Raw genomic sequence first — 18,697 nt, forward strand, 5'->3', positions numbered from 1 at the left:
TAGTTGAAAAAACCACCACCAGACGTCAAGGAGCGACGTTGTCATGACCCGCTTTAAACCCCTACCGGTGTTATTACTCGCCTTCGTCGCGTTTTATCTATTACCCCTGGGCCTGCATGGTTTGTGGATACCGGATGAAACCCGTTACGCCCAGATCAGCCAGGAGATGCTCCAAAGCGGCAACTGGGTGACACCGCACTTCATGGGTATCCGTTATTTCGAAAAACCGTCCGCCGGTTACTGGCTGATCGCCCTCGGCCAGGCGGTGTTTGGTCAGAACCTGTTCGGTGTACGCATCGCGTCGGCCCTGACCACCGGATTGAGCGTGCTGCTGGCGTACCTGATCGCCCGGCGCCTGTGGAACGACCCACGCAAGTCTTTCGCCTGCGCCCTGCTCTACCTGAGTTTTGGCCTGGTGGCCGGGCAAGCGGGGTACTCCAACCTCGATCCGCAATTCACCCTGTGGGTCAACCTGAGCCTGGTGGCGCTGTGGTTTGCCCTCGACAGCCGCACGCTGCGCAGCCGCCTGGGGGCCTGGGCCGTGTTGGGATTTGCCTGTGCCATGGGGTTCATGACCAAGGGTTTCCTGGCGTGGGCGCTGCCGGTGTTGATCGCCCTGCCCTATATGCTCTGGCAACGGCGCCTGGGCGAGTTGCTGCGGTATGGCCCGCTGGCCATCGGCGTGGCCGTGCTGGTGTGCTTGCCCTGGGTGCTGGCGATCCACAACCAGGAACCGGACTTCTGGCGCTTCTTTTTCTGGAATGAACACATCCGCCGCTTCAGCGCCGACGACGCCCAACACGTGCGGCCATGGTGGTTCTTCCTGCCGATCATGGCGGTGGCCTGCCTGCCGTGGAGCGGGTTGCTGCCCAACACCCTGCACCAGGCCTGGAAACAAAAACGCCAGCCGGCGATCGCCTTCCTGGCCCTGTGGTTGCTGCTGCCGCTGGGCTTGCTCAGCCTGAGCAACGGCAAACTGCCGACCTACATCATGCCGTGCCTGCTGCCCCTGGCGTTGCTGATGGGGCATACCTTGAGCGACCTGGTCAGCCAAGGCAAAACCCGCACCCTGCGCCTCAATGGCCTGTTCAACTTCGTCATCGGCATGGCCGCCATGATCAGCCTGATCTACCTGCAAATCGCCAGGCCGCTGTACAGCAACAGCCATGCAGAGATGTTCAGCCTGTCGCTGGCGTTTATCGTGCTGCTGGGCTGGATCCTCACCAACCTGTTGCAAAGCGTGCGCCCCCTGACGCTGTGGGCCATGCCGGCCCTGGGCATCGGCCTGCTGGTGGTGCTGCTGCCGTCGAGCATGCCGGCCTATATCGCAGATAACGAAATGCCTGACCAATTCGTGTTGGAGCATCTGGATGAGTTGCAGCACACCCATGCACTGCTGAGCAATGAACTGGGGAGCGCCAGCGCATTGTCCTGGCGCCTGCAACGCGCCGACGTGGCGCTGTATGACACCGAAGGCGAGTTGCGCTACGGCTTGCAATACGCCGGCTCGGTAAAACGCAAAGTGGAGCTGGAACAGGTTCAGGGCTGGCTCAAAGAGGCGCGCCAGCACGGCTCGGTCGGCGTGCTGCTGCGGGTCAACAGCACCAGTGAAATGCGCGAGGCCGGGCAATTGCCGCCCGGAGGTAAACGTTACTACAAGGGCTACCTCGAACTTATCCTCTACCCGCAGACGCCATGATGCCGGGTTATTTCAAGACCGAACGCGGCGCCCTGCTGCTGTTGCTGGGCGTCTCGGCCCTGCTGCTGTTCACCGGCCTGGGCGCGCGCGACCTGTGGGGCCCGGAAACCCGCTGGGCGAACATCGCCTTGCAGATGCTGCAGAGCGGTGACTATTTCGACCCGTACCTCAAGGGCGTGCCGTATTACGACAAACCCCTGCCCTCCTACTGGCTGATCACCGGCGCGGCCCACCTGATGGGGGGCCTTGGGCCCTGGTCGTTGCGCCTGCCGTCGGTGATCGGCGCGTGGTTGAGTGTGTGGCTGGTGTACCTGATCGGCGAACGCCTGTTCCGCAAGGGCACGGGGCTGATCGCCGGTTGGATGCTCGCCACCACGTTCTACTTTCTGTTCTGGGCCCGCGTGGCCACGGCGGATGTGCTCACCGTGTGCGGCGTGCTGGCAGCGGTCGCCTGGTATTGGCGTGGCCCCGACGACACACGGCTGTGGCGCTACACGGTGTTTTTCCTGCTGCTGGCCCTGACGTCGCTGTTGAAAGGCCTGATCGGCTTTGTGCTGCCCGGCCTGGTGCTGCTGCCGCACCTGCTCAGCGAGCAACGCTACAAGCGCCACCTCAACCTGCGCCTGGTGCTGGCCGTGCTGATCGCCGCAGCGGTGTATGCCGTGCCATTTATGCTGTCGCACTACTACGGCGCACCGACCTATGGCGCGAGCGGCCTGGCGTTGGTGTTCCGGGAAAACGTGGTGCGGTTCTTCGACCCGTTCGACCATATGGGGCCGATCTACACCTACCTGATCTACCTGCCCGCCTACACCCTGCCCTGGACCCCGTGCTGGCTGCTCGGCCTATGGCTGGCGGTGCGGCACTGGCGCCATACCCCGCCGAATGTGCGCTGGCTGGTGTGGGGCCTGGGCCTATTGTTTGTGTTCTTCACCGCCAGCGGCAGCCGGCGCAGCTACTACGTGCTGCCGCTGGTGCCATTTGCCCAGTTGCTGGCGGCGTGGTGGGTGAGTGAGCGCGTGTTGAAACAGCCCGCCAGCTGGCCGCGCTGGCAGAAGGGTTTGGGTATCGCGGCCGCACTCATGCTGTTGATCCTGGGTGTGGCCTATCCCTGGTCCAACAGCAATGGCGGCGTGACCCGCTTCGCCGACGATGTGCAAGCCCAAGCGCGCAAAACCGCGCCCTGGAATCAATGGCAAATGGTGCTGGTAGAGGTCGATAACAAACTGCCGATGTACCTGCAAAATGGCGGAAAGCCGTTCTACTACATCGCCGAAACCCAGGACTTCCCCCGCCAGGGCGACAGCGCCGCGCTGATGGCCTGGCTGGAAAAAACCAGCGGCCAGGCCTTCGACCCGCACCGTACGATCATCGTCGCGCAGTTTTCCAAGGATGATCCGACACCGCTGGCCTATCTGGGTGCCGACCATCAGCGGATCACCACCCAGCCGGACAATGGCGAACGGCTGTTTCACCCGCGTGAAGAGGGCAGTGTGGCGTTTATCCCAGTGGGTAAATAGCGATACGAAAATGACTGCTTAGCCCGTTGGCAACCCGGCCGCATGAATGAAGGCCTCATCCAAACTGTTAGCGCCATACGCACGCATGAAGCCTTTGGCGTCAGTGAAATGATTGAAGCGCCGCTGACTTAGCATATAAAAATCGTCGCAGTGACTGACGATTTCATCGACATTATGCGAAGAAACAAGTACAGCAACCCCCTCGGCTGCAGCCCCCTCTAGGCACCTCCAAATATGGTAACGAAACTCGGGATCTACACCCGCAGTAGGCTCATCCAATATCACCAGATCAGCGTTAACGGAGAGTAGCGACAACGTGAAAAACCAACGTTTTTCTCCATAACTGCATAAGGAAGATTTTTTCTGCCAGATGTCGCAATAACGTTCGGCCACGCCAGGGCTCCACCGTTCGATTTTTCGTAACGCATCCCGTTGAGTTACTAAGGAATCTGCACAAAAAAGCATCATCATATTAAAGATATCGAACATGCGAAGTACAGGTGGCGTCGCGATTATTTGCGAAAGATAAAGCAGCTTGGAAAATGAATTATATATTTCACCGCCATGCATTTTCTTCAGCAAACAAATCACATCAAAAAACGTCGTTTTCCCAGAACCATTAGGCCCCAATAGCCCTGAAATAAAACCCGCTTCAACCTTGATGGATGCCTTGTCGAACAAGATGTGATTCGCATATCTGACATCAAGAGACTTCACCAAAAGCTGCTTCATCAGTAACGACTCCAGACTGGATTAATCAATAAAAATCGATAAGTCACCCACAACGATAAGCAGAATGAAGCCACCACCACCCTAACGACTCGCGAGGACGCTATCACCCCCTCTAACATAATCTGGTTCGCCCACCACATCGGGTTAAAGAGCGTCACCCCCCCTGGCAAAGAGTGAGGCGAGTTTACGCTAACTATTCCTAATGCCAACATCAGGAAGGACAGGATCGAAAAGACAGTATTCGTATTCTGAAATCCCATGGGAATGAGTGTCAGCAAAAGCGACAACGTGGAAAACAGAAGAAAGCACACATAGAACCTACCAATGACCGTCGCTAATTCAAACCACTCCATCCCGCCAAAATAGAGTCGAGTAAAAGTATAAAAAACTGAAGAGTAAACTATAGCTATTACAGAATACGCCAGAAACTGCCCGAGAAGAAAGATAGATTTTGTACGGCGCGTATAGACAAATGAACGCAAAAATCCACTTTCCCTGCGCCCGACGATGTAAAACGCCAGACCAAACAAAGCTACACTTGAGGACACAAACGCATAAAACCATGAGGTACTAGCGACGTAACTGGCGGATTCTGCAGTGCTCGGCGCCCTTGCATAGAGTATTAAGTAGAAAGTCACCACTGGAGAAATCACAATCCAAAAAAGGGCAACAGGCTCCTTCAATTGTTCCTTGATGAAAAGTACCGCGAGCTTGAATGGTTTGAGCACTAGATAATAACTCATCAATCACCTCATGGAAACGGAACCATTTTACCCATTCGAGATGGGAGTATTTCAGCAGCAAAACGCTTAGAGTACTTATTAACTCCATTTATATTTTGCGAGCTATCCATATGTAAAAAAAGATCAGGCGAAACATATTTACAGAAAACACCGGCGACGCCATTGACCTTTGACTGCCTTGAATACAAATAACCTGCAACACCTTGATCATTCAATAGAGACAGTAACGTGAGCAATGTAAAATCCACCGCCCCTCTCTCTTCTTTATCGCCACCAGAAACGAGAACATCGCTGACCTCCTGATATGTCTCATATGAATTGCAATCTAAAAAATACCTAAGATAATCATCCTCAACTTTGTTCGGATCAGCATCAGTCGATTCGAATAAGTTAATAAATCGATAAGTTTGCCAAAGCTCAAGTATTGATTTCACCAAAGCTTCCGCCATGCTCGGCGCATAGGACATCCCCGCGCAATATTTTACATGATGGCGATCCTTGCTTCGTCCATACACGACTAATATACAAACTCCTGGGAACGTAGAATCTGAAATATCGAAAACGGCGACCTCACCTGAAGCGGCAAGTAAATCATATAGATGTTTTACATTTCCATGCACCAAGAGCTCTGCTGTTCGTATAAGGCAAACACGTGAACGGCATCTCTTTGTCAACCAAAATTTTAAAAGAAACTGACGCTCAAGATACTCCTTCACAGCGCCTAAGAATGCGAAATCTGCACACCAGTGAAAGCTGCACCCGCAAGTATCTCTTCGGGGGTAAATAAAATTATCATTTTGAAGACCGTGCGACGAAAGTGAAATACAGATCGTCGGAATGAAACAGGTGGAAAAATCTAAAGTTCTCACTACTTGAGTGAGGGTAAATCTATGCGTTTCCAAAGCCTCGATAGAAATACGACTGGATGCCGTTTGACGAAATGCGCCTATAAAACTAGCGACTTCCGTGTCCGTTAGAAACTCACCAAGTACCCCTGTTTTTTTTGAAAGAATCTCTCTGTAAAAATGGCGACGCTCAAAATACTCCCCCAAGGCAGTCTTGATTGAGTTCGCCCCCCCTCCCACACCTGACCCGTTTACCGATAAAACGTCTGATACTTCTGCAGCGTTAGGCAAAGCGAGTAAGCCTGCGGGCTGAAACAGCAATGTTCCCGGGAGATCAGGCTTCTGCATCGAGTTAATCATTTTCATGTTGCTTACCTATAAAATGAACGCACATAGGAAAGAACAAAGCCGGGTTAACGCCTAGAACTTTACAAAGCATCGAGTCCGTATACGCAGACCAGAGCCGGCAGGCCAGCCCAAGAGATTTGGCTTGGAGCTCCACGAGCATATAGATTGAGCCAATTTCCATGAGTGCCATTCGGTACCCACGATATCGATATTTGAATAAGTTCTTAGGCATATACGCGACGTATATAATTGCCAGACTAGGATCCCCAATATCGTTAGGCGAGGATAGCAAAGCAGCCTTCAGCTTTTCGACATCAACCTCCAACTGCATTATTTCAAATTTCCTAGATACAGGAAGCAAATGCAGAATCGTTCCGACACCTGGCCAAGTAGAGTTTTCCTTGGTAAGCGAGCAAAGGAAAATTTCAGCCGGGTAAAGTGCTCCACCGCTTGGATATCCTCTTTTATAAGTGCCTCTACACCTCGAAAGTAATGGAAACATTAATTTTTTAACATCTGAAAAATCTAACGATGAAGGTAAAAATCGTTCACATGATTCATTTCGATACAGCCACCTACCCCTCTCCTCATCAGACGACTCCAAATCGGTTGTCAAGTCCATATCTGGATATAGAGTCAGTTCATTTCCAGTTAACTGCTTTAAGTACTCTTCACTCAAACAATGCAAACCCGTGCGTGTCTCAAACGCCTTATGAAATACAAAATTCCCCTTACTATGAAAATCAAGCACATCCTCATATACCGAAGCATCTACAAACCTTAGATAATAATCGTGCGGAATATTTTTCATGAGTCTGTCCCTAAGCAATCACACATATACCAGTGTGAATTAGCCTCCTCAAAAATTTTTCCGTCGCTTAGCTGAACGTACGAGGTATGGAGAACGTCATCTTGGAATTTATGCCCACCATCAGCCTCGACAAAAAATTTGACTTGTCTAACGATAGCGCCAATTACGATCATCTCCTGATATAGACTTAGAGGTTTAGAGGGAACACTGACATGCTTATTTTTACAAAATGCTAAAATACTTGTCCATCTGCTTTTTGCGGGCATTATAGACTCATTATTAATAAGTCTATCAACCATACAAAAATGACAGGGGTTTCCTATCTCTGCAATATATGGTTGTCCTATGCAAAATAGAGCGCCTATTCGCCAGCAAACGCTAACAGCACTTTTTGGAGAGATTTTCACCAAATCAAAATACAGTTTCTTTATATTTTCGTAATCATAGAAATCGCACAAAAGCACTATAAAACACCTGCTATCTCTTGCTAGTTCCACCACATCATCTGAAAACCTTTGAAACTCCACTGCTCCAGACAGTTCGTTCCTAAAAATCGACTCAATATAAGATTTGCCCTCCCAGTCATGCACAATTATCGTCTTTTCAAAATATATTTCGTCAACCCCCTTAAGGGGAATGATTCTTTCCAAGAACTCAAATGCATCTTTTACATTCAAGCCGTTTTCCGAAAGCACCTCTTCCAACTCCTCCCTGGTAATTAAATTCGATAACTTAATCTGCCGAATTGCGCTCAGCAGAGGTTGTGAGTGCACTTTTGACATCCCCAGATCAGATATAACTAGACTTTCCGTTTCGAAATTCAAGATCTGATAATCAGGTACTATTATATTCATAGTGCTGTCCCCCGGAAGGCTTTCCGGCTAAGACCAGAAAGCCTCGTCATGTGGGTAATTATTGAAACTATTCATCGGCGATTGGCAGTTCCACTATCCCATTAGCGCAGCCGCCACTACCTCCATTACATCCGCCACCTCCTCCACAACCTCCACTGCCACCACATCCACCTTGGCTTCCAGACGCACCAGCATTACCTGCATAGGGATTGAATCCATGCTCATTCTCAAAACTTAAAACCAACTCTCCAAACTCGTCATTTTTCATTTTTGACTCCTAAATCACATCATTGATTGAATTGAGCCACTCACACAAGTGACAAGCAAAACTTAGTCGGCTCAAAAAAAATTTCAACTTTTTCAAAATGTCGACGTAGGAATATTAACCATTCAAATTAGGAAATTTCACTCATGACTATCAGAACCGAATTAAAAATTAAACGCTACCCATCAAATCAGCAACATAACCAACTATATTAAAATCAACACATTACCTACTGCTGCCCTACACATTTAAACAACGTCTAACTAATTAGCAACTTTAGATATGAAATGCACATCCCAAAACTGCAGAAAAAAATCCGACCAATGGTGTCAGTTTTACCCACTGGTCAAGCTAACTCTGCAAATTGCGCTTGGTGTCGACTTTTCTTTGAACTTCATACGATGAGACGCTCCAGAAGCGAGACGTGCAGGCTTCGTCTGGGGTGGCCAGCGGATGCGCACGGTCGCTCATTACAGTGCGCAAGGGCGTTGATTAATCCCGGCCAGTAATGAAGTAGCTACCCAATGATTAGTATTGGTTAATAACTAATCACACAGCTAAATCGCATAGCGAAGCGCTTTTGACTTAGCAGGCAAAGGGCCGGACGTTAAATCCGGCGCCGACGACCAAGCTGCGGAATCACCGTCTGCGGCACGTCCACCCGTTGCACCTGCGCCACCGTGCGCACGGCCAGTTGGGCCAACGTCGGGTGGCTGAACACGCTGCGCGCGTCCACCTCAAGCCCGGCCTTGCGCATCCGTGCCACCAGGTTCACGGCCAGCAGGGAATGCCCGCCCAGTTCGAAGAAGTGGTCATGGCGCCCTACCCGTTCCAGCTTCAAGACCTCGGCCCAAATACCGGCCATCAATGTTTCCACTTCGCCGACCGGCGCTTCGTAGGCACGGCTCACCACTGACGCCAACCCCGGCTCCGGCAATGCCTTGCGGTCGAGTTTGCCGGCGGGGTTGAGGGGCAGCGCCTCCAACTGCACGAAGGCACCCGGCACCATGTATTCCGGCAACTGCTCCAGCACGTGAGCACGCAGGTCTTCCAGGCTCGGCGCCGGGCCGCGGAGGGTGAAGTAAGCGAGCAGACGTTCATCGCGGATCAGCACCGCCACCTCACGCAACGCCGGATGCGCGAGCAGGCGCGATTCAATTTCGCCCAGCTCCAGGCGCACGCCGCGCAGTTTGACCTGAAAGTCGTTACGCCCCAGGAACTCCAGGTTGCCGTCGGGCAGATAACGCACGAGGTCGCCGGTACGGTACAGACGATCACCGTCAACAAACGGGCTGTCGATAAAGCGCTCGGCCGTCATCTGTTGCAAGCCCAGATACCCACGGGCCACGCCGACACCGCCGATGTGCAACTGGCCGCTGACGCCCATGGGCACCGGCGCATCGTGTTCGTCCAGCACATACAGGCGCGTATTGTTGATCGCCCGGCCGATCGGCAGCTGCAAGGCGGGCACCGGTGCGCCCGGTTCCAGGGTCCAGGCGCTGCTGTCCACCGTGGCTTCGGTGGGGCCGTAGACGTTGTGCAGGCGCACCTTGGGCAAGCGCGCCTGCACGCCGCGGGCCAGGGCTTCGGTGAGTTCGCCGCCGCCGCACAGCACGTCGGTGAGGCTGGTGCACAGCGCGGACTCTGGCAGTTCGAGGAACTGCTGCAACATCGCCGGTACAAATTTGATCACGCTGATCTGCTGCTCGCGAATCACTTGCGCCAGGTAAGCCGGCTCGCGATGCCCATCAGGCCGTGCGAGGACCAGGCGCATACCGTTGACCAGCGGCCAGAACAGCTCCCAGACCGAGCCGTCGAAGCTGAACGGTGCCCGTTGCAACAGCGCACCGCCCTCGGCGTTGGGGCACAGTAGTGAGCCCCAGTGCATCAGGTTGCCCAGGCCGCGATGCTCGATCATCACGCCCTTGGGCGTGCCGGTGGAGCCGGAGGTGTACATCACATAGGCGAGGTTGGCGACGCTGAGCCCCGGCACCGACGGGTTGCCATCCGGCGCGTGGTGCCAGGCGCAGTGGTCAAAGTCGATCACCGGGATTGCCACTTCGCCCGGCAAGTCGCGGGTGGCCGCGTGCACCAACAGCGCGACGGGCTGGCTGTCGTGAAGCATGTACGCGAGGCGTTCGCGGGGGTAGCCGGGGTCCAACGGCACATAGGCGCCGCCGGCCTTGAGGATGGCCAGCAATCCCACCACCAGATCCAGGCCGCGCTCGACGCACAGCGCCACGCGCGCGTCCGGCTGCACGCCGCGCTCGCGCAGGTGGAAAGCGAGCTGGTTGGCGCGCGCGTTCAGCTCGCGATAGGTCAGTTGCAACGTACCGGCCTGCACGGCTACACCATGGGGAATGCGCCGCGCCTGGGCTTCAAACAGGGCTTGGACGGTGAGGGTTGCGGGGTAGTCGGTTGCCGTGGCATTGAAGGTTTGCAGCAGGGTGTGCAGTTCCCTGGCAGGCAGCACCTGCACGTCACGCAACAGCATGTTCGGCGCGTTTTCCAGCGCATCCACCAGATTGACCAGGGTGGTTTCCAGGTAGTCCAACACCCGCTCGGCGCCGACCTTGCGCGGGACTTTGGCCTTGAGCTGAAAGGCGCTGGCGCTATCGTCCACGCTGATCATCAGCGGATAACTGAGGATGTCTTCGGCACTGACCAGGGCAATGCCCGGCACCAGGTTGAAGTCCCGCTCGGCATCGGTGTGCCGGTAGTTGAGCAGGCTGTTGAACAGCGGCGCCGCGCCACTGCAACGTTGGGCCAACGCCAGCGAAGCTTGCTCATGGGCGAGCAAGGCGCTGAGCCGCGCGTGGGTGTCGCGCAGCGCATCCGCCACGTTGTGTCCGGCCAAATGCAGGCGCAACGGCAGGGTATTGATGAACATGCCCAGGGCGCGGTCGGCGCCCTCGCCCGCGTGCAAACGGCCGAGCAGGACGGTGCCGAACACCCCGTCATCGCGACCCGCCACACGGCTGAGGACCTGGGCCCAAGCCAGGTGAAACAGGCTGGCCGCACTGACGCCCAAGCCACGCGCCTGGGCACGCAAGCGCAGGTTGAGCGAAGCGTCCAGGCTGCGAGCGGCTTCTTCGGTGTCCGCACGGTTGGCCTGGCGCTCCTGCACGCCGAAGGCCAGGGTCGGTTCGTCGAGATCGCCCAACTGCTCGCGAAAGAACGCCTCGTGGGCGGCCTGGCGCGCCGGCGAACGAGACTGCGCCAGCGCATTTCGATAAGGCACCGGCGCCGGCAGTTGCGCCTGTTGGCCGAGCAGATGAGCGCGGATTTCCTGCATCAGAATCGTGGTCGACGTGGCGTCGTTCACCAGGTGATGAAAGCGCAGCCGGGCGACCCACCGCGTAGGCTCTTCGGCATATTCCAGCACCATCAACGGCGCCTGGCGCAAATCCAGCGGTGCTGCGCCCTCGCGCCAGGGTTGCACGGGCAGGCGTGCCTCGCGCCACACCACCTGCATCGGCTGCTCCAGCGCCTCCCAGGCCAGACTGGTGCGCAGGATGTCGTGGCGGTCGATCACCTGTTGCAGGGCCTGGGCAAAGGCGTCCAGCTGCTCGCGCCGCTCAAAGCTGAACAGTGCCTCTTGCTGATACGGATCGTGGTCGTCGGTGAGGTGGTGGTAGAGCAAGCCTTCCTGCAACGGCGCCAGGGGGTAGATCTCCTGCACATTGGCCGCCCCTCCAGGAATGTCGGCAACGATGCGATCGATGCTGGCCTGATCCAGCTCGGCCAGGGCCAGCAGGTCCGGGGTGATATGACCACATTGCGCCGGAACCCGATTGGCCGGCACGTCCACCTCGCTGCCCGTACTCACCGCCGCCAAGGCCGCCAACGTCGGCTGGCCGAACAGCACCTGCACATCCGCGTGCAAACCGGCCTGGCGCATGCGTTGCACCAGTTGCACCGCCAGCAGGGAGTGCCCGCCGAGCTCGAAGAAATGGTCGTGGCGGCCCACCTGCCGCACCTGCAACAGCTCGGCCCAGAGCTGCGCCAGGACGGTTTCCGCACCCGCTCGAGGCGCCTCGAACAGGCGAGTCACGAACGCCTCCTGGGTCGGCGCCGGCAGGGCCTTGCGGTCGAGCTTGCCGTTGGCGGTCAGGGGCCACGCCGGCAGTGGCATGAAGGCCGCTGGCAGCATGTAGTCGGGCAATGCGCGTTGCAGGTGCGCGCGCAGGGTGTCGATGGCCACGGCCTGGCGCGGAATGAACCAGGCGAGCAACTGCCCTTCACGAGACAGTACCACGGCTTCCTCAACGTCCGGGTGGGTGGTCAAGGCGGCTTCGATTTCGCCCAATTCGATGCGCACGCCACGGATTTTCACTTGGTCATCATTGCGGCCCAGGTACTCAAGATGGCCCGCGGGCAGCCAGCGCGCCAGGTCGCCGGTGCGGTACATGCGACCGGGCGCGAAGGGATCGTCGAGAAAGCGTTCGGCGCTCAGGTCCGGGCGGTTCAGGTAACCGCGCGCCACGCCTTTGCCACCGACGTACACCTCGCCCATCACCCCGATGGGCACCGGACGTTGCTGTGCATCCAACAGGTACACCGTGGCATTGGCGACGGGTGCGCCGATGTGCAAGGGCTGGCCCACGTCGACGCGGCCGGAGGTAGCCACCACCGTCGCCTCGGTGGGGCCGTAGTTGTTGATCACCGTAAAGGTCTGCGCACGGGTGAAGCTGCGCAGGCGGTCGCCGCCGATCAGCAAGGTGTGCAGGGTCGGGTGTTGCAGGCCCTGGCTGAAGGCGTATTCGGCCACGGGGGTCGGCAGGAAACACACGTCCAACGGCTGCGCGCGCCACCAACCGAGCAGCGCATCAATATCCTCCGCGCCGTCATGGGCCGGCGGCAGGTGCAGGGTGGCGCCCACGCATAACGCCGGCCAGACTTCCCAGGCCATCGCGTCAAACCCAAACCCGGCGACGCTGGCGGTATGGCTGCCCGCATGCAGGTTGAAGGCCTGGCAGTGCCAGTCCACCAGGTTGGCGACGCTGTGGTGCTCGACCATCACGCCTTTGGGCAAGCCGGTGGAGCCGGAGGTGTAAATCACGTAGGCGAGGTTCGACGGTTCGACCGCCACGCCGGGGTTGGTGCCCGACTGAACAGCCAGCCCGTCCAGCTCGATCACCGGTATCTGCAACGCCGGCAGGCGCGGCAACAAATCCCGCTGGGTCAACACCGCCACCGGCGCGCTGTCTTGCAGCAGATAGTTCACGCGCTCGGCGGGATGCGCCGGGTCGATCGGTACATAGCAGGCGCCGGACTTGAGAATCCCCAGCAGCCCTGCCAGAGTCTCCAGCCCGCGCCGGGCCAGGATCGCCACGCGATCATCCGGGCGCACCCCGTGCTCGATCAGTTGATGGGCCAGGGCATTGGCTTGCTGGTTGAGCTGGGCGTAAGTCAGTTGGCGCTGCTGGTAAATCGCGGCGACGGCATCCGGTGTGCGTGCGGCCTGGGCTTCGATCCGCGCGTGCAGGGTGTGCGGCTGCGCGTTGGCCTGGGCGGTGGCGTTCCACTGTTGCAGTTGGGCCTGCTCAGCCGGCGTGACCAGGGAAAACTCGCCAACCTGCAAACCGGTGTTATCCAGGCCCTGCTCCAGCAACCCGGTCAACCGCTGCGCCAACGCGCGCACTTCGTCGTGCTGGAAGTACGCCTCGTTGTACACACAATGCAGGCACGCGGTGCCCTGCTGACGGTTGCTGCGCAGGTGGATCGCCAGCGGCAGCGGTTCATGGTGATTGGACACCTTGATCGCGCGGGCCTGGGTGGCGCCGTAGCGCAATTCATGGTCGTCCTGCTCGAAGGACACCGACACGTCGAACAACTGGCCGCGATCCGCACGGTGCAAACCCAGTTCGCGGTTCATCTCGCTCAAGGGGAACCGCTGGTGGCGCATATCCTGCTTGAGTTGGTCGCGCACCCCGCGCACCAGTGCACTGAACGGCAACGCCTCATCGAACTGCAAATGCACAGCGCTGACCTGGGCAAACTGGCCCACGGTGGCGCGAAACCGCGCGCTGGAGCGGTTCAGAATCGGCAGCCCCACTGCCCAATCCCGACGTTGGGCGGTGCGGGTGAAATACACATACAGCGCCGCCAGCAGCACATGAAATGCCGAGGCCTGGTAACGCTGCGCCAGTTGCTCCATGCGACTGAGCAAGGTGCTGGGAAAACCTTGCACCAGGCTGTTGCTGACGGCCTTGGCGGTGGGCCGGGGCGTGAACAGCGGCTCCGGCAGCACCCGGTACTTGTCCAGCCAGTAGGCGCGGTCACGAGCGAAGCGCGCCGAGGCGTGGTAGCGCTGGTCGGCGTCGATGAATTCAACATAGGACGGTGCCGGCGGCGCGGCTGGCCGGCCTTGTTCCAGCGCGGTGTACAGGTGCGCCAGGGATTGCAGCATCTGGCCAAAGCCCCAACCGTCGAGGATCACGTGATGGGCCTGGGTGCCGAGGCGGTAGTGGTTCTGGTCGAGCTTGACCAGGAAGAAGCGGAACAGCGGCGCGCCTTCCAACTGATAAGGCCGCGCCATGTGCGCCTGCATCAAAGCCAGGCTCGCGGCCTCGGGGTCGGGCAGCGCGCAGAAATCGTGCTGGTCCACTTGCGGCAACCCTGCAGGGACGAAGGTCTGTCGAGGCAAGCCGTTGTCGTCACTGTGCAACTGGGTGCGCAGCGCATCGTGCCTGGCCACCAACTGCTCGACGGCGCGCTGGATCAGCTCGGGCACCACCGGGCCTTCGAAGTCGACGTAACCGCCGATGTTATACAGCGGCGAATCGCCTGCCCGCAGTTGGTCGAGCCAGATGTCCTGTTGAGCGGCGGTGAGCGGGAAGCTGGCCGGCGGGCTTGGAAAATGCTGCATAAGATCCTTCTCATGGGGGTCAGGCACTGGCCGCGCTGGGAGCCCCATTACGGCGAAATTGCCGGATTTGAGCATGGGGGTCGGGGGCTGTCTGTCACCCTAAACCCGGACATCCAAATGGATGGATGCAGGTTGGCTGAAGGTTCACCGCTGAAACGATTAAAGCGCTGTAGGAAATTGGCTACATCTGCTCGCTGCGGGTTTGTCAGCAAACGCCTCGAAATGGAATATTTTATTTAATTATCAATTAGTTAATAAAAATTAAAGATGACTCATCGCTTTTCGTCCCGGTAATTTCCTCTCAGAAACGTCGAATTAATGACGTTGTTTTTATGGCAGGTTGTGTCCCACGTTTCCGCTACATACGTAGGATAAATCCCCTGGCCAAATGAAATCTTGAGTGCCGAGTCTCGTTCATGAAGAACGGATCGCCCCCCCAGAGGCCCAGGGAGTTCGTTGACGGTTTTCGACATCAAGGATGAAATGGCTATGAGTTTGAAACGCAGCATGGGCAACACGCCAGGCCCGAATTTCTACGCCGAAATGGGCGAGCTGATTACACACAGCGGCCATGAGGACTTCGCCGCCCATATGTTGCACCTGGTCAGCAAATGGGTGCCGATCCACCTGGTCGACCTCAGTGAATGGACCCTCGACGAGCCGCGCGACCGCGTGCTCGATATCAAGCTGCTCGGCAGTGCCGGCCAGAAGCATGACTTGCTGCCGCCCCTGGCCTTGCGGCCGCCGGATGACCACCCGCTGCTGCGGGAAATGCTCGGCATGCAAGACCCGCTGCTGATCCAGATGAACGCCAAACCCAATAGCGCCCACCCTCGAGGGACTTCGCACCAGTGCAACCTGGTGTCACGCCAGGGTAATCGGCGCTGTGTGATTTCATGCTACCGGCCGCCGACCCAGCGCGGGTTTTCCTTGGCCGAATTGTCGTTTCTCAAGTGCCTGTCGGACACCCTGTTGCCACTGATCGAACGCCACGCGCAACTGCTGCGCCAGGCACCGCATGCCGAGGCGGAGCCGGCCCAGACACTGCTTGAGCAATCACGCTTGCAGCGCGAGTTCTACAAGCGCCTGTCCCTCGGCGACATCACCCTGTCGGCGCGCGAGCAGGAAGTGTGCCTCGGCCTGCTGACCGGCGGCACCGTGCCGCAAATCGCGGAAAAACTCAGCGTGAAAAACAGCTCCATCGAAACCTACCTCAAGCGCGCCGCCGCCAAGCTGGGCGTGAGTGGTCGGCATGGCCTGGCTAAATGGATGGTGGGCGCCTGATGAACACACGCACACTCACCAGCATCGGTATGGCCTGCATGCTCGGGGGCTGCTCGCTGATCCCCGAGTACCAGCGGCCCGAGGCGCCAATGCCGGCGCAATACCCAAAGGGCGGGGTCTACGGCCTGGCACAAGCCGGCAGCAGCAGCGACTCATCGGACTGGCAGCAGTTGTTCCACGATCCTGCGCTGCAACAGTTGATCCGCGATGCCCTGATCAATAACCGCGATCTGCGGGTGGCTGCGCTGAACGTCGAGGCGTTCCAGGCGCAGTACCGCATCCAGCGTGCCGACCTGTTTCCGGCGGTCTCGGCCACGGGTGCCGGCAAGCGCCAGAAGCTGCCGGGGGATGTCACCGGCACCGGTCAATCTGCGATCACGTCCAACAACTCCGCCACCTTGGGACTCAGCGCGTATGAGCTGGACCTGTTCGGCCGCGTGCGCAGCCTCAGCGAACAGGCAATGCTCACCTACCTCGCGACTGAAGAGGCACGACGCAGCGCGCAACTGAGCCTGGTAGCCAACGTCGCCAATGCCTACCTGACCTGGCGCGCCGACCAGGAACTGCTGGCCCTGGCCCAACAGACCCTGGCCGCCAACGACCACAGCCTGCACCTGACCAGCCGCAGCAAAACCGCCGGTAAAGCTTCCGCACTGGACGTGGTGCAAGCACGCACCAGCGTCGAAAGCACCCGCGCCAGCGTGGCCCGCTACGCACGCCAGGTGGCCCAGGACCTCAACAACCTGGCCCTGCTGGTGGGCGCCCCGGTGGATCAAAGCCTGCCAGCGCGCCCATTGGCTGACGACCTGGTGGCGCGGCTACCGGCCGGTTTACCGTCGGCCCTGTTGCAACGCCGTCCGGATATCCTCCAGGCCGAATATCAACTGCGCGCCGCCAACGCCAACATCGGCGCGGCGCGCGCGGCGTTTTTCCCGTCAGTCAGCCTCACCGCCAACGCCGGCAGCACCAGCACCGAACTGTCGGGGCTGTTCAAGGGAGGCTCGGGCACCTGGACCTTCCAGCCGCAAATCAACCTGCCGATCTTCAACGCCGGCAGCCTGCGCGCCAGCCTGGACTACGCCAAACTGCAAAAAGACATCAGCGTGGCCCAATACGAAAAATCCATCCAGACCGCCTTCCAGGAAGTCGCCGACGGCCTGGCCGCCCGCCAGACTTTTACCGACCAGCTCAACGCACAACGGGACTTCGTCGCAGCCAACCAGGCGTATTACGACCTGGCCCAACACCGCTATCGCAGCGGGGTGGACAGCAACCTCACATTCCTCGATGCGCAGCGCTCGCTGTTCAGTGCGCAACAGGGGCTGATCGTGGACCGGCTGGCGCAGCTGGTGGCGGAGGTGAACCTGTATACGGCGCTGGGAGGGGCGTGGGCGCAAATGCCGGCGCTGGCATCGTGGTAGCCCGCCTGCTGCTTCTGTGGCGAATGAGGTGAGGCCCTTATCTCAGTGCAATCCGGGTCTTCATCGGACCGCTCTTACGCAACTTTCGGGTTGCGTCTGACGAACCTCGCCGCGAAGTCTTGAGTCTTGCATAGACAATTTCAGGCGACCGCATTCTTGTGGCGAGCGGGCTTGTCCCGCGTTGGGCTGCGCAGCAGCCCCAAAACCAGGCGCAGAGGCGCGCCTGATAAACCGCATTCGTCTTGATCAGAGGCGCTTCGCACCCCAACGCGGGGCAAGCCCGCTCGCCACAGATGCAGTGGGACCTCCCGCACTGGATCTTCACCAGGCCGGGTAAATACGCTGACGCTACCAACGTCCCATCGCCAGACTGAACGGCGAAAACTCCGCGAACTGCCAGCGCAAGGCCAACGCCGCCGGGCGGCGGACCACGTGTTCCACGGTCACCGTCCATAACCGCTGCGCGCCCTCGACGCGGGCGACTTCAGGCCCGTCGAGGATCAGCGCGGTTCGCCCGGCGATCTGCAGCACATCCCCCGATTCAAAGTCGATAAACAACAGCCCCGCCACCGGGTTGGCCGCCAGGTTGCCCAGGGTGTTGAAAAACAGGTTGCCGGCAAAGTCCGGGATGGTCAGCACGTCGCCCTCCACGCGCACAAAGCCGGTGTTGCCGCCTCGATGGGAGACGTCCACCGAACGTTCACCGTCGACATCCACGTAGCTGGCGACGAAGAACGTGTCGGCGTTGCGGATCAGCGCTTGGGCGCAGGCGTCCAGGCCATCCATACGCTCGACCTGAGTGCCGGGTTTACGTGCAACCCCATTGACCGGCCGCAGCTGGATGTATTTGGGGCAATTGCCGTAGCTCTGCACCACGTCGACCGATAAGCCATCGTGATCGAGCACGCCGACACGGCCGTTCATACGGTTGCGGCGCCGGGTGTTCAGGTCGATGCCAAGCAGGCCCACTGCGGTGCCCTTGTGCAAGGCCGCCCGCGCCGGGTCGCTGGCAGACGGCAGGCTGTCAATCTGCAAAGTATAAGGGTCGGGAGAATGGGCAAACCCCGGCGCGCCTTCGACCATCGTCGCCCAAGGGATCCCCTGCTCATCCACCACACCGAGCATCAGGTACGGCAACAAGGGGTAGAAATCCCGATGCTGCTCCGGCAGGTGATCGCGTATCACCTTGGGGCCGACCACCGCCATGCGCTCGGCCACGCCGACCGCTGCTTGTAACTGCCGTTCGCCGGCATGCCAGGGGGATTGTTCGATGGGGTTCATGGTGATCACCTCAAGTTGAATGC

The 18,697-nt window shown here is 58.4% G+C and carries 12 protein-coding genes; 4 read left to right on the forward strand and 8 right to left on the reverse strand.

Annotated elements, in window-relative coordinates; translation table 11 throughout:
- Window positions 1–43 precede the first annotated feature (43 nt).
- Together arnT and J1G35_RS03965 are read left to right on the forward strand one after the other, a co-directional pair.
- Entirely contained in the window at window positions 44–1,699 is a 1,656-nt protein-coding gene (gene arnT, locus J1G35_RS03960; protein WP_053138722.1) for a lipid IV(A) 4-amino-4-deoxy-L-arabinosyltransferase, read from the forward strand.
- The gene (locus J1G35_RS03965) at window positions 1,699–3,219 is read left to right on the forward strand and encodes a glycosyltransferase family 39 protein (protein WP_223013702.1); all 1,521 of its coding nucleotides are present in this window, start codon (window positions 1,699–1,701) and stop codon (window positions 3,217–3,219) included. Before arnT ends, J1G35_RS03965 begins: the two co-directional genes overlap by 1 nt.
- An 18-nt stretch (window positions 3,220–3,237) precedes the next feature.
- Here the strand turns inward: J1G35_RS03965 and J1G35_RS03970 are convergent, their stop codons facing one another.
- The 7 genes from J1G35_RS03970 to J1G35_RS04000 form a co-directional block, all read right to left on the reverse strand.
- Window positions 3,238–3,951, reverse strand: coding sequence for an AAA family ATPase (locus tag J1G35_RS03970; protein ID WP_141155491.1), 714 nt, complete (start codon window positions 3,949–3,951; stop codon window positions 3,238–3,240).
- Window positions 3,951–4,694 (reverse strand): ABC transporter permease, encoded by a 744-nt coding sequence (locus J1G35_RS03975; protein ID WP_223013624.1) that lies wholly within the window; start codon window positions 4,692–4,694, stop codon window positions 3,951–3,953. The genes J1G35_RS03970 and J1G35_RS03975 overlap by 1 nt, the downstream gene beginning before the upstream one ends.
- A gap of 8 nt (window positions 4,695–4,702) precedes the next feature.
- A complete protein-coding gene (locus J1G35_RS03980) occupies window positions 4,703–5,905 on the reverse strand; it encodes a YcaO-like family protein (protein WP_223013626.1) in 1,203 nt (400 codons plus the stop codon).
- Window positions 5,892–6,698 carry a SagB/ThcOx family dehydrogenase gene (locus tag J1G35_RS03985; protein WP_223013628.1) on the reverse strand — a complete coding sequence of 269 codons (807 nt, stop codon included), beginning with the start codon at window positions 6,696–6,698 and terminating at the stop codon, window positions 5,892–5,894. The genes J1G35_RS03980 and J1G35_RS03985 overlap by 14 nt, the downstream gene beginning before the upstream one ends.
- Window positions 6,695–7,552, reverse strand: a complete 858-nt coding sequence (locus tag J1G35_RS03990; RefSeq protein WP_223013630.1) for an McbB family protein — start codon at window positions 7,550–7,552, stop codon at window positions 6,695–6,697. The genes J1G35_RS03985 and J1G35_RS03990 overlap by 4 nt, the downstream gene beginning before the upstream one ends.
- A 67-nt stretch (window positions 7,553–7,619) precedes the next feature.
- Window positions 7,620–7,820 (reverse strand): hypothetical protein, encoded by a 201-nt coding sequence (locus J1G35_RS03995; protein ID WP_141155496.1) that lies wholly within the window; start codon window positions 7,818–7,820, stop codon window positions 7,620–7,622.
- Window positions 7,821–8,424: 604 nt separating this feature from the next.
- On the reverse strand, window positions 8,425–14,688 hold the full coding sequence (locus J1G35_RS04000; protein ID WP_223013632.1) for a non-ribosomal peptide synthetase: 6,264 nt from the start codon (window positions 14,686–14,688) through the stop codon (window positions 8,425–8,427).
- A 489-nt stretch (window positions 14,689–15,177) separates the two neighbouring features.
- Here J1G35_RS04000 and J1G35_RS04005 point away from each other — a divergent pair, with 489 nt between their 5' ends.
- Complete coding sequence (locus J1G35_RS04005; RefSeq protein WP_223013634.1) at window positions 15,178–15,972, forward strand: helix-turn-helix transcriptional regulator; 795 nt, start codon at window positions 15,178–15,180, stop codon at window positions 15,970–15,972.
- Window positions 15,972–17,393, forward strand: coding sequence for an AdeC/AdeK/OprM family multidrug efflux complex outer membrane factor (adeC, locus tag J1G35_RS04010; protein ID WP_223013635.1), 1,422 nt, complete (start codon window positions 15,972–15,974; stop codon window positions 17,391–17,393). The genes J1G35_RS04005 and adeC overlap by 1 nt, the downstream gene beginning before the upstream one ends.
- 348 nt (window positions 17,394–17,741) lie before the next feature.
- Here the strand turns inward: adeC and J1G35_RS04015 are convergent, their stop codons facing one another.
- Window positions 17,742–18,674, reverse strand: a complete 933-nt coding sequence (locus J1G35_RS04015; RefSeq protein WP_223013637.1) for a pyridoxamine 5'-phosphate oxidase family protein — start codon at window positions 18,672–18,674, stop codon at window positions 17,742–17,744.
- Window positions 18,675–18,697 lie beyond the last annotated feature (23 nt).

It is taken from the genome of Pseudomonas sp. SH10-3B (assembly GCF_019891415.1).
Lineage (GTDB): Bacteria > Pseudomonadota > Gammaproteobacteria > Pseudomonadales > Pseudomonadaceae > Aquipseudomonas.

Coding starts and splice junctions, on each gene's coding strand:
- J1G35_RS03975 (WP_223013624.1), bottom strand. CDS start 4,694: ATGAGTTATTATCTAGTGCTCAAACCATTCAAGCTCGCGGTACTTTTC.
- J1G35_RS03965 (WP_223013702.1), top strand. CDS start 1,699: ATGCCGGGTTATTTCAAGACCGAACGCGGCGCCCTGCTGCTGTTGCTG.
- J1G35_RS04015 (WP_223013637.1), bottom strand. CDS start 18,674: ATGAACCCCATCGAACAATCCCCCTGGCATGCCGGCGAACGGCAGTTA.
- J1G35_RS03985 (WP_223013628.1), bottom strand. CDS start 6,698: ATGAAAAATATTCCGCACGATTATTATCTAAGGTTTGTAGATGCTTCG.
- J1G35_RS03990 (WP_223013630.1), bottom strand. CDS start 7,552: ATGAATATAATAGTACCTGATTATCAGATCTTGAATTTCGAAACGGAA.
- J1G35_RS03970 (WP_141155491.1), bottom strand. CDS start 3,951: ATGAAGCAGCTTTTGGTGAAGTCTCTTGATGTCAGATATGCGAATCAC.
- J1G35_RS04000 (WP_223013632.1), bottom strand. CDS start 14,688: ATGCAGCATTTTCCAAGCCCGCCGGCCAGCTTCCCGCTCACCGCCGCT.
- adeC (WP_223013635.1), top strand. CDS start 15,972: ATGAACACACGCACACTCACCAGCATCGGTATGGCCTGCATGCTCGGG.
- J1G35_RS03980 (WP_223013626.1), bottom strand. CDS start 5,905: ATGAAAATGATTAACTCGATGCAGAAGCCTGATCTCCCGGGAACATTG.
- J1G35_RS03995 (WP_141155496.1), bottom strand. CDS start 7,820: ATGAAAAATGACGAGTTTGGAGAGTTGGTTTTAAGTTTTGAGAATGAG.
- arnT (WP_053138722.1), top strand. CDS start 44: ATGACCCGCTTTAAACCCCTACCGGTGTTATTACTCGCCTTCGTCGCG.
- J1G35_RS04005 (WP_223013634.1), top strand. CDS start 15,178: ATGAGTTTGAAACGCAGCATGGGCAACACGCCAGGCCCGAATTTCTAC.